The sequence below is a fragment of the Rhizobium herbae genome (assembly GCF_019511375.1).
Classification (GTDB): domain Bacteria; phylum Pseudomonadota; class Alphaproteobacteria; order Rhizobiales; family Rhizobiaceae; genus Pararhizobium; species Pararhizobium herbae_A.
Map to the genome: position 1 here is coordinate 156,190 of NZ_JAEUAO010000002.1, position 11,015 is coordinate 167,204.

The window sequence follows — 11,015 nt, forward strand, 5'->3', positions numbered from 1 at the left end:
GGCCCCTCATCCGGCCTGCCGGCCACCTTCTCCCCGCAAACGGGGAGAAGGGACAAGCGGCGACCTCCGTCGTCCCCTCTCCCTGCTTGCGGGGAGAGGGCCAGGGTGAGGGGCAAAGCGAGGAGTGCCGGAGGCCGTCAGGCGCACACGCCGGCGACCCGGCGCATCGCTTCGAGAATGGAACCCTTGGTGGCGTGGCCCGTCTTGTAGAGGCCGAGAATGACGGTGGCGGCGTCGCGGCCATCGTCGCTGTCGAGCGTCGTGCGCGTTTCCGCGCACCATTCCTCCAGCGCGCCGCAGACGACTTCGATTTCATTCTGGTTCAGGGCCAGGTCCGACAGAAACGACACTGCTTTTACCTTTCGGAACACACCCGGTTTGGATGGACAGTGTAGAGCCATTCGATACGGTGGCAATTCCCAGATTTAAGGGGTTTCGGGCCTGGCAATCGAACGAGGAACCGGGCCGGGCAGCCTTTGAGTTCATTCCGCGACGGCGGATGCCTCCAGCAGCGACGCGACGATGGCCATCGCCAGAAGCTTTCCCTTGGCCCGGATCGCCTTTTTGTCCAGGTCGCGAGCCGAGAGCGCGAGGTCCATGCCCTCGCGCATCAGAATTTGTTGCGCCCGGTAAACTGCCCAGTTTTCGACGTCGTCGCGCTTCCGCATTGCGCTTGCCCCCAGCTAAATCATTTAGCGTTGCCGCCCCCCGCTCCCAATCCGGCCTGGACGCAGGCACATAAGGCGAATCATCTGAGCACGTGAACAGGATGCGACATTTCCGCTAAAGCGAAAGCACAACTTTTCGGCGATGATTATTTGGGGTGTCCCGTCGCTTCAGGCGTTGCGCAGCCTGCCTTCCAGGAGGTCGAGCACGGCGCGGCCTGCCTCCATGACGTTGGTTCCAGGCCCGAAGACGGCGGCAACCCCGTGGTCCATCAGGAACTGGTAGTCCTGGCGCGGCACGACGCCGCCGCAGACGACGATGACTTCGCCGCCGCCGCGGGCTTTCAATGTCTCGACCAGTTGCGGCAGAAGTGTCTTGTGACCGGCGGCGAGCGACGAAACGCCGACGACATGGACGTTTGCTGCAAGCGCCATGTCCGCGGCTTCCTCCGGTGTCTGGAACAGCGGACCGGCGAGCACGTCGAAGCCGATATCGCCGAAGGCCGACGCTATGATCTTGGCGCCGCGGTCATGGCCATCCTGGCCGAGCTTGGCGACCATAATCTTCGGCTTTCGGCCAATCGACCGGGAGACGGCGGAAAGCCGCGCGGAGAGCGTCGCCAGTTCCGGCTCGTCCCTGTAGGCGTCGCCATAGATGTCGGTGACGACCTCGGGAACGGCGGAATGATCGCCAAAAACGGCGCGCATGGCATCCGAGATTTCGCCGACTGTGGCGCGGGCACGCGCAGCAGCCACGGCGGCCTCGAGGATATTGCCCTTGCCGCTGCGGGCGACCTCGGTCAGGGCATTCAGCGCTGCAGTGACCTCTGCCGTATCGCGGCGGCGCTTCGTTTCCTCGATGCGCTTGATCTGGGCGGTGCGCACGGCGGCATTGTCGATGTCGAGGATGTCGTGATCATCCTCGGTTTCCAGCCGGTATCTGTTGACGCCGACGACGACTTCCTCGCCCTTGTCGACCGCGGCCTGCCGGCGGGTCGCTGCCTCCTCGATCAGCCGTTTCGGCAGGCCGTCGGCCACCGCCTTGGTCATGCCGCCGAGCGCCTCGACCTCTTCCATCAAGGCCCAGGCCTTGTCCGCGAGCTCCGCCGTCAGGCTTTCGACATAGTAGGAGCCGGCGAGCGGATCGACGACCCGGGTGACGCCGGTCTCGTGCTGGAGGATGAGTTGGGTGTTGCGGGCGATGCGCGAGGAGAATTCGGTCGGCAGGGCGATTGCCTCGTCGAACGAGTTTGTGTGCAGCGACTGCGTGCCGCCGAGCACGGCCGACATCGCCTCGAACGCGGTGCGGATGATGTTGTTGTAGGGATCCTGCTCCTGCAGCGAGACGCCGGACGTCTGGCAATGGGTTCTGAGCATCAGCGAGGATTGTTTCTTCGGCGAAAACGCCTCCATGGTGCGGGCCCAGAGCAGGCGGGCGGCGCGCAGCTTGGCGGCCTCCATGAAGAAATTCATGCCGATGGCGAAGAAGAAGGAGAGGCGGCCGGCGAAATCGTCGACATTCAGGCCCTTGGCGAGGGCGGCGCGGACATATTCGCGGCCGTCGGCGAGCGTGAAGGCGAGTTCCTGCACCAGTGTCGCGCCGGCCTCCTGCATGTGATAGCCGGAGATCGAGATGGAGTTGAACTTCGGCATTTCGCGCGCCGTGTAGTCGATGATGTCGGCGACGATCCGCATCGAGGGTTCGGGCGGATAGATATAGGTGTTGCGGACCATGAACTCCTTGAGGATGTCGTTCTGGATGGTGCCGGAAAGCGCGGCGCGCGGCACGCCCTGTTCCTCGCCGGCGACGATGAAGGCGGCGAGGATCGGGATGACGGCGCCGTTCATGGTCATCGACACGGAGATCTTTTCGAGCGGTATGCCGTCGAACAGGATCTTCATGTCCTCGACCGAATCGATCGCCACGCCCGCCTTGCCGACATCGCCTACGACGCGCGGATGATCCGAATCATAGCCGCGATGGGTGGCAAGGTCGAAGGCGACCGAGACGCCCTGCTGGCCGCTCGCAAGTGCCTTGCGATAGAAGGCGTTCGAGGCCTCCGCCGTGGAAAATCCGGCATATTGGCGGATCGTCCAGGGCCGGCCGGCATACATGGTGGCGCGCGGGCCGCGGGTAAACGGCGCAAAGCCCGGCAGCGAGCCGAGATGACCGGCGCCATCGAGGTCGGCCTCGGTGTAGAGCGGCTTGACGGCGATGCCCTCGGGCGTCTGCCAGGTGAGCGCCTCAGGGGGAGATTTCACTTCGCGTTCGGCGAGGGCGGCCCAGTCGCTGAGGGTTTTCTTATCGGACATGGGAGTGCCTCCGTTGACGTGAGATAGTGCGGCCAAGGGCTCGGTCCACTCTCCCCCCTTGAGGGGGAGATGTCGGTGAAACCGACAGAGGGGGGTGAACCGTCGGCCTGTGCGCATGCCGCGTTACCCCCCTCTGCCCCGTTCGGGGCATCTCCCCCTCAAGGGGGGAGATCAGACCGAGGCCTGCCGCAACGGCCTTCAGCCACGCGCGAGACACTCGCCGTGGTTTTGCTGCAATGAAACTCGGACGGGGCGCCGGAAGCTGCCTCGAGAGAGTAGAATAGGTGACACCTTCCGGCGCCCCGTTCGGCGGTTTCTGCCCGCAAACTCGTTCCGCTACGGCCTCTCGGCCCTCTGTGCGATTGCACGCCCGCAGCAGCAACAGCCTGCGGAGGGGAACCTTCTCGCGAACCCCGATTCCGAGGACTTCCGTCCTTTCCCCGAACCCGGCGCCGGTCCCGCTCGCTGCCACGGCTGGCAGCGTATCCGACGGCGGGACGCATCCAATATGCCATCGTCGGGCCAGACGGGGAAAATCCGATGCGATAAATGTCATCAATGCTCCGGCTCCCGACGGCTCGTTTCCATGTGGTTCTCTGCGTCCGCGAAACCCCCTCACTTGCAATTTCTAACACTTAGCCAAAGCTAAGATGTTGAAATTGCTTTCTCTCCCACGAGGGGAGAGATGAGGCACCGCGGCTGCCGCATTCTACCTCTCCCCCTGCGGGAGAGGATATGAAATCAGCATCTTAGCGTCAGCTAAGTGCTAGATTTTATAGGTGAGGGGGCGTGTTCGTCCCCGGAGGCGCGATAACCATCACTCGAACTCCATGATCAACTCGTCCACCGCGAGACTCGTGCCGGCCGCAACGGCGACGCGCTTGACCACGCCGCGGCGTTCGGCGCGCAGGGTGTTTTCCATCTTCATCGCTTCGACGGTGGCGAGCGCCTGGCCGGCCTCGACCGTGTCGCCCGCGGCAACGGCAAGCGCGGTGACGACGCCCGGCATCGGGCAGAGCAGCATCTTAGAGGTATCGGGCGGCAGCTTCTTCGGCATCAGCCGGGCAAGCTCGGCAACGCGCGGGCTCATCACATGGGCGGTGACGTCCATGCCGCGCCAGCGCAGGCGGATGGCGGTGCCGGAGAGGTCGATCTTCACGCCGAGCGCCGTGCCCTCGACATGGAAGGTGGCATGGCTGCGGCCGGGCATCCAGTCGCCGGCGACCGCGAACACCGCTCCATCGGCCATCTGCACACAGGCCCCGTCGCCCGTGGTGTCGAGCGTCACGGCATGTTCCTGGCCGCCGAACGAGACGACCCAGTCCTTGCCGATCACCCGGCGGTGATTGCCGATCGTGCCGGAGATCTGCGCCGCGCGGTTCTGAAGGGCCTGATGGATCAGCGTGGCGACGGCCGCCAGCTTGCGGGCCGATGCCGGATCGGGTTCGACGCCGTGGAAGCCTTCCGGGAATTCCTCGGCGATAAAGGCGGTGGTGATCTGGCCGGAACGAAACCGGTCGTGCTGCATGACGGCCGACAGAAACGGCAGGTTATGGCCAATGCCCTCGACCTCGAAATCGTCGAGGGCGGCGCTCATCGCATCGATGGCGGTCAGCCGGTCGGGCGCCCAGGTGCAGAGCTTGGCGACCATCGGATCGTAATACATCGAGATCTCGCCGCCTTCGAAGACGCCGGTATCGTTGCGAATGACAATGCCATCCGGCCGCACACCTTCCGGCGGCGGCCGGTAGCGCGACAGGCGACCGATCGAGGGCAGGAAGTTGCGGTAGGGGTCCTCGGCATAGAGCCGGCTCTCGATCGCCCAGCCGTTGAGCCGGACGTCCTTCTGGGTGAAGGCGAGCTTTTCGCCGGCAGCGACGCGGATCATCTGCTCGACCAGGTCGATGCCGGTGATCAGTTCGGTCACCGGGTGCTCGACCTGCAGCCGCGTGTTCATTTCGAGGAAGTAGAAATTGCGCGCGCCATCGACGATGAACTCGACTGTGCCCGCCGAATGGTAACCGACGGCTTTCGCAAGGGCGACGGCCTGTTCGCCCATGGCGCGGCGGGTCTTCTCGTCGAGGAAGGGCGAGGGCGCCTCCTCGATGACCTTCTGGTTTCGCCGCTGGATCGAGCATTCGCGTTCGCCGAGATAGAGCACGGTGCCGTGCTTGTCGCCGAGCACCTGGATCTCGATGTGGCGCGGCTGCGTGACGAACTTCTCGACGAAGATGCGGTCGTCGCCGAACGAGGACCTCGCCTCGTTCTTCGAGGCCTGGAAGCCATCGCGGGCTTCCGCATCGTTCCAGGCGATGCGCATGCCCTTGCCACCGCCGCCGGCCGAGGCCTTGATCATCACCGGATAGCCGATCTCGCTGGCGATCCTCACTGCCTCGTCGGCTTCCTCGATCAGGCCCATATGGCCGGGCACCGTGGAAACCCCGGCTTCGGCCGCCAGCTTCTTCGAGGTGATCTTGTCGCCCATTGCTGAAATCGCGCCGACCGGAGGCCCGATGAAGGCGATACCCGCCTTCTCTAGCGCTTCGGCGAAGGCGGCGTTTTCCGACAGGAAGCCGTAGCCCGGATGCACCGCATCGGCGCCGGTCTTGCTGATTGCCTCGAGGATCCTGTCGATGACGATGTAGGACTGGCTGGATGGCGCCGGGCCGATGCGGACGGCTTCGTCGGCTTGTCTCACATGCAGCGCATCGGCATCCGCGTCGGAATAGACGGCGACGGTGGCGATGCCGAGCTTCCTGGCTGATTTGATGACCCGGCAGGCGATCTCGCCGCGGTTGGCGATGAGGATTTTCTTGAACATGCTAGCAGGCCGCTCCCTGGAAATCGCGGTGAATAGGAGCGTCCGGTCTCGCCTTTGCGAACCGCATGATCAAGCGTGGGCCTATGCGACGGCGAGGGCGCCCGCTGGCTCCCTCTTCTCCCCCGCGGGGAGAAGTGCCGAGCGCATGCGAGGCGATGAGGGGGCTTCGGGCACGACATTGGCGCTTCGCGCACCCCCTCGTCTGCCCTTCGGGCATCTTCTCCCCGCCGGGGAGAAGAGGGAGGCCGCTGCCCGCTTCGTTCACGCATCCAGATGAGCGTGCCTCGCCCATTGAGGGGGAAATGCCGTAAAGCGACAGGGGGGGATGTGAGGCGGCTAAGTGACGGACTGACTGGAGCACGGCTTCACACCTCCATCACGTCGTCGAAGGCTTCCGGAAAGCTTTTGCGCGCTACCCGCTCGTCGATCCGCAGCAGCGCTTCATAGGACGCCGGATCGAAGGGCTCCTCGGCCGGCACGACTTCGCGGCCAAACAGGAGGTTGAGCCGTCCGGCGTCGAGATTGCCCCGTTCGAACGGTTCGGCCCCGAAATGGTGCCAGAGCGCATGCAGGAAGGCTGCATCCACCTTGTGTTCGATCGTGTTCGGGCGAGCGAGGCGCTGCAACGCCTTGAGCGGCGTTACCCCCTTCTCGTTCGCCCGCCGGATGGTGAAATGATGGCCATGGCCCGGCATGCCGGAGGGAAAGCCTCGATGCTTGGTCATGTCGGGCCGTTTGGGCATCTCTGTCTCCTTCAGGCCTTGACCGTCTGGTCCTGCCCGATCTTGTCCTCAGTCTTCGTCTCGAAGTCGGAGGCGTCATGGCGCTCGTGCAGCTGCTCGGATGGCTCGCCGGACAGGCGGTTGACCATGCGGCCGCGCTTCACGGCAGGGCGCTTGGCGATTTCAGCGGTCCAGCGCTGGACGTGGCTGTAGCTTTGGACTTCCAGGAAGTTGCCGGCATCGCCATATGACTGGTTGAGCGCCAGATTTCCGTACCAGGGCCAGATGGCCATATCGGCGATGGAATATTCCGAGCCTGCCATGTAGCGGTTGTCGGCGAGGTGCCGGTCGAGCACGTCGAGCTGGCGCTTCACCTCCATGGCGTAACGATCGATCGCATATTTGATCTTCATCGGTGCATAGGCATAGAAATGCCCGAAGCCGCCGCCGAGGAAAGGGGCAGAGCCCATCTGCCAGAACAGCCAGTTCAACGTTTCCGTGCGAGCGCGCAGTTCGGACGGCAGGAAGGCGCCGAATTTCTCTGCGAGATAGACGAGGATCGACGCCGATTCAAAGACGCGCACCGGTTCGCCGCCATCCTTCGGAGCGTGGTCCGCAAGCGCCGGGATCTTCGAGTTCGGGTTGACGTCGACGAAGCCGGAGCCGAACTGGTCGCCATCGCCGATCCTGATCAGCCAGGCGTCGTATTCGGCGCCCTTGTGGCCGAGAGCCAGAAGCTCCTCCAGCATGATGGTGACCTTGACGCCGTTCGGCGTTCCCAGCGAATAGAGCTGCAACGGATGCTTGCCGACCGGCAGTTCCTTGTCATGGGTCGGGCCGGCGATGGGGCGGTTGATATTGGCGAACGCGCCGCCATTGGCTTTGTCCCAGGTCCAGACCTTGGGGACTTCGTAGCCGGCGGGAAAGTTATCGGCAGGGGATTGTTCGGTCATGAAACTGTCCTTGTTGGTGACACCTGCGCGCAGGGGGCGCATAGCGCATATGGGAAGCAAGCAATATTTCGCTAGTGCAGACAGTCACTTTCCCCCCAAGGCGTATTGCGTTTCTCCGTCATCCTCGGGCTTGACCCGAGGATGACGGGGTCAAGCCCGAGGATGACGAGTGGCGGGTCGAGCCCGATGACGGCGAGTGTGGTTTGTCCATGTGACGGGCTACAACGGGATCGTGTCGTGCTTGCGCCACAGCTGCTCCTTGCGCTTGTTCCTGAGCGAGGCGAAGGCGCGGGCGATGCGGCGGCGCGACGAGTGCGGCATGATCACCTCGTCGATGAAGCCGCGCTCGGCGGCGACGAAGGGGTTGGCGAAGCGGGTCTCGTATTCCGCGGTGCGGGCGGCGATCTTTTGCGGGTCGTCGAGTTCGGAGCGGTAGAGGATCTCGGTGGCGCCCTTTGCACCCATCACGGCGATCTCGGCGGTCGGCCAGGCATAGTTGACGTCGGCGCCGATGTGCTTGGAGGCCATGACGTCATAGGCGCCGCCATAGGCTTTTCGGGTGATCAGCGTCACCATCGGCACGGTCGCCTGCGAATAGGCAAAGAGCAGTTTGGCGCCATGCTTGATGACGCCGCCATATTCCTGCGCCACGCCGGGCAGAAAGCCTGGAACGTCGACCAGCGTCAGGATCGGGATCGAGAAGGCGTCGCAGAAGCGGACGAAGCGGGCGGCCTTGCGTGAGGAGTCGATGTCGAGGCAGCCGGCCAGCACCATCGGCTGGTTGGCGACGACGCCGACGGTCTGGCCTTCCAACCGGATGAAGCCGGTGATGATGTTTCTGGCGAAGGCTTCCTGCAGTTCGAAGAAATCGCCTTCGTCGGCGATCGCGTGGATCAGTTCCTTCATGTCGTAAGGCTTGGCGGACGAGTCCGGGATCAGGGTGTCGAGACGGTTCTCGATGCGGGCCGGGTCGTCGTGGAACGGACGCACCGGCGGCTTTTCGCGGTTGTTGGCGGGTAAGAAGTCGAACAGCAGGCGCACCTGCTCCAGCGTCTCGATGTCGTTCTCGTAAGCCGCATCGGCGACGGAGGATTTTCTCGTATGCGTGCCGGCGCCGCCGAGTTCTTCGGCCGTGACGATCTCGTTGGTGACGGTCTTCACCACGTCGGGGCCGGTGACGAACATGTAGGATGTATCGCGCACCATGAAGATGAAGTCGGTCATCGCCGGCGAATAGACGGCGCCGCCGGCGCAAGGCCCCATGATCACGGAGATCTGCGGGATGACGCCGGAGGCCTCGGCATTGCGACGGAAGACCTCGGCATAGCCGGCGAGCGAGGCGACGCCCTCCTGGATGCGGGCGCCGCCCGAATCGTTGAGGCCGATGACGGGTGCGCCGTTGCGCACCGCCATGTCCATGATCTTGCAGATCTTCTGGGCGTGGGTTTCCGACAGCGAGCCGCCGAGCACGGTGAAATCCTGGGAGAAGACGTAGACCTGGCGGCCGTTGATCGTGCCCCAGCCGGTGACGACGCCGTCGCCTGCAACCTTCTGCTCGGCCATGCCGAAATCGACGGCGCGGTGGGTGACGTACATGTCGTATTCTTCGAACGAGCCTTCGTCGAGCAGCACCTCGATGCGCTCACGCGCGGTCAGCTTGCCCTTGGCATGCTGCGCGTCGATACGCTTCTGGCCGCCGCCGAGCCGCGCCTCGGCGCGACGTGACTCCACTTCCGCAAGAATGGCGCGCATTGCGTGTTCCCCCTCGTGCCGGCCTCTCCGGCTGCCCTGTTCGCGGCTATTGTGACCGGTTTTCGTGCTCCCGCAATAGCCGGCAAAGCATCGAAGAAAAACCTTGGATCATGTGCGAATGCAGAATATACAAAATTGAAAATTGTAAATTGCGATTTTGCGAAAATGGCAATCGGAAAACTTTTCATCGGCCGGAAGGTGCGGGCGCTGCGCGAAGCGAGCCGCGCGACCCAGTCGCAATTTGCCGAACGCATCGGCATCTCGACCAGCTATCTTAACCAGATCGAGAACAATCAGCGGCCGGTTTCCGCCTCCGTGCTGCTGGCGCTGGCAGAGAAGTTCCAGATCAGCATCGGCGACCTTTCCTCCGGTGAGGGTGACCGGCTGCTGTCGGCGCTTTCGGAGGCGCTCTCGGATCCGCTGTTCGAGACCTATACGCCAAGCCTGCAGGAACTGAAGCTGGTGACACAGAACGCCCCGGGTCTCGCCCACGCGCTGATTGCGGTCCATCAGGCCTATCGCCGCAACAGCGAGCAGCTTGCCAGCTTCGACGATGCGCGCGGGGCGGCGCTGACGGAGACGACGCCCTATGAGGAGGTGCGGGATTTCTTCCACTTCGTCGACAATTACATCAACGACATCGACGTCTCGGCAGAGCGGCTGGCGCAAGCGCTCGGGATCGGCGAGGGCGACAGCCACGGGCTGATGTCGGCCTATATCGAGCGGCAGCATGGCGTACGGATCGTGCGCGGCGCGCCCGACAGCGACGAGCTGCGCCGCTATGATCCGAAGTCGCGCATCCTGACGCTCAACCCCTATGCTCCGGCGCCGACGCGCGATTTCCAGATCGCCCTGCAGATCGCCCAGTTGCATGCGGGCAAGGAGATCGACGCGGTGGCGGCGGCTGCCGGCTTCCGCACCGAGGAAGCCTACGAGATCTGTCGCATCGGCCTGCAGAACTATTTCGCCGGCGCATTGCTTCTGCCCTATCAGTCCTTTCTCGTTGCGGCGCGAGAGTTGCGGCATGACCTCGAACTGCTGGCGGCGCGTTTCGGCGCCTCGCTGGAACAGGTTTGTCATCGGCTCTCGACGCTGCAGCGGCCGGGCGCCAAGGGCATCCCGATCTTCTTTGCCCGCATCGACCGCGCCGGCAACATCACCAAGCGGCACAGCGCCGCCAAGCTGCAGTTCGCGCGTTTCGGCGCCGCCTGCCCGCTCTGGAACGTGCACCAGGCTTTCGAAACACCGGGGCGGATGATCCGTCAGCTGGCGGAAACGCCCGATGGCATGCGCTACCTCTGTCTGGCGACGCAGGTGACGAAGGGCGGCGGCAGTTTCGGCACGCCGCGGCCGAGCTATGCGATCGCGCTCGGCTGCGAGATTTCCGACGCGCACAGCTTCATCTATGCCGACGGGCTGGACATGAGCAATCGCGCCGCCTTCGATCCGATCGGCATTTCCTGCCGCATCTGCGAACGCACGAAGTGCACCAGCCGGGCCGTGCCGCCGCTGAAGCGCAAGCTGATCGTCGACCACACGGTGCGCGGCCCGCTTCCCTACCGGATCGCGGATTGAGATTGACAGGCGGTGAAAACTGTTCCCGCGGCTTCGGAGTTTGCCGCAGTACCCCCCTCTGTCACTTCGTGACATCTCCCCCTCAAGGGGGGAGATTGATCTGCCGCGCGCCTATCGACCATCTCCATTTCGGTTGAAAAGGAGGTCATTATCGGCGGAAGGTTCGACATACTGCCGATCCCCCTTGAGGGGGAGATGTCACGAAGTAACAGAG

At 63.9% G+C, this 11,015-nt stretch carries 8 protein-coding genes; 1 reads left to right on the plus strand and 7 read right to left on the minus strand.

What is annotated here, in order from left to right; all coding sequences use genetic code 11:
• Positions 1 to 137 precede the first annotated feature (137 nt).
• The 7 genes from JNB71_RS07960 to JNB71_RS07990 form a co-directional block, all read right to left on the minus strand.
• Positions 138 to 350 carry a hypothetical protein gene (locus tag JNB71_RS07960; protein ID WP_220371313.1) on the minus strand — a complete coding sequence of 71 codons (213 nt, stop codon included), beginning with the start codon at positions 348 to 350 and terminating at the stop codon, positions 138 to 140.
• Positions 351 to 482: 132 nt separating this feature from the next.
• Complete coding sequence (locus tag JNB71_RS07965) at positions 483 to 668, minus strand: hypothetical protein (RefSeq protein WP_220371314.1); 186 nt, start codon at positions 666 to 668, stop codon at positions 483 to 485.
• A 168-nt stretch (positions 669 to 836) separates the two neighbouring features.
• On the minus strand, positions 837 to 2,978 hold the full coding sequence (gene scpA, locus JNB71_RS07970; RefSeq protein WP_220371315.1) for a methylmalonyl-CoA mutase: 2,142 nt from the start codon (positions 2,976 to 2,978) through the stop codon (positions 837 to 839).
• 817 nt (positions 2,979 to 3,795) lie between these two features.
• Positions 3,796 to 5,799 (minus strand): acetyl-CoA carboxylase biotin carboxylase subunit, encoded by a 2,004-nt coding sequence (locus JNB71_RS07975; protein ID WP_220371316.1) that lies wholly within the window; start codon positions 5,797 to 5,799, stop codon positions 3,796 to 3,798.
• Positions 5,800 to 6,164: 365 nt separating this feature from the next.
• Positions 6,165 to 6,542, minus strand: a complete 378-nt coding sequence (locus tag JNB71_RS07980) for a hypothetical protein (protein ID WP_220371317.1) — start codon at positions 6,540 to 6,542, stop codon at positions 6,165 to 6,167.
• A gap of 11 nt (positions 6,543 to 6,553) precedes the next feature.
• Positions 6,554 to 7,474, minus strand: a complete 921-nt coding sequence (yghU, locus tag JNB71_RS07985) for a glutathione-dependent disulfide-bond oxidoreductase (protein WP_220371318.1) — start codon at positions 7,472 to 7,474, stop codon at positions 6,554 to 6,556.
• A 219-nt stretch (positions 7,475 to 7,693) separates the two neighbouring features.
• Positions 7,694 to 9,226 (minus strand): acyl-CoA carboxylase subunit beta, encoded by a 1,533-nt coding sequence (locus JNB71_RS07990; RefSeq protein ID WP_220371319.1) that lies wholly within the window; start codon positions 9,224 to 9,226, stop codon positions 7,694 to 7,696.
• A gap of 165 nt (positions 9,227 to 9,391) precedes the next feature.
• On the opposite strand from JNB71_RS07990, the gene JNB71_RS07995 reads away from it, so the two are divergent.
• Complete coding sequence (locus tag JNB71_RS07995) at positions 9,392 to 10,801, plus strand: helix-turn-helix domain-containing protein (protein WP_220371320.1); 1,410 nt, start codon at positions 9,392 to 9,394, stop codon at positions 10,799 to 10,801.
• Positions 10,802 to 11,015: the final 214 nt, after the last annotated feature.